The organism is Novosphingobium sp. BW1, assembly GCF_008107685.1.
Lineage (GTDB): Bacteria > Pseudomonadota > Alphaproteobacteria > Sphingomonadales > Sphingomonadaceae > Novosphingobium.
The window spans coordinates 1-405 of the sequence record NZ_VIRF01000059.1 but is presented as its reverse complement, the minus strand read 5'-3'; the positions used below and the strand labels follow the sequence as shown (position 1 = coordinate 405).

Annotated in this window: 1 protein-coding gene; it reads right to left on the bottom strand. The window is 65.7% G+C overall.

The features are described from left to right. A partial coding sequence (locus FMM79_RS07000) for a metallophosphoesterase (RefSeq protein WP_371710876.1) occupies positions 1-405 on the bottom strand: 405 nt, incomplete at both ends.

Here is a 405-nt window from a genome sequence, read left to right as displayed (position 1 = left end):
TAATTGAACTCGTGGTTCCCGAGCGCCGCCGCGTCGTAACCGATCGCGTTCATCGCCTGCGCCATCGGATGCACCGGACCACGCCGCGCCGTGATCGGATCGACCTTCGCGTAGTAGTACGACAACTGCGTGCCCTGGATCGTGTCACCCGCGTCGATCAGCAACGTGTTCCGGCGGCCCTTCTCCCGGCGCACCTGGTCCACCAGCGTCGAGATCTTCGCCAGACCGACGTCGTTGTGCGCGGAGTCGTCGTACTCCTTGTCCGTGAAGTAGTCCCAGTTGAAGACGTTCCCGTGCAGGTCGGTCGTGCCCATCACCGTGAACGAGTACCGCTTCGCCGGACGCCCGTGGCCGTGACCGTGCCCCTTCGCCTCCGCGGCGCCGGCCGAGCCCACGAGACATCTC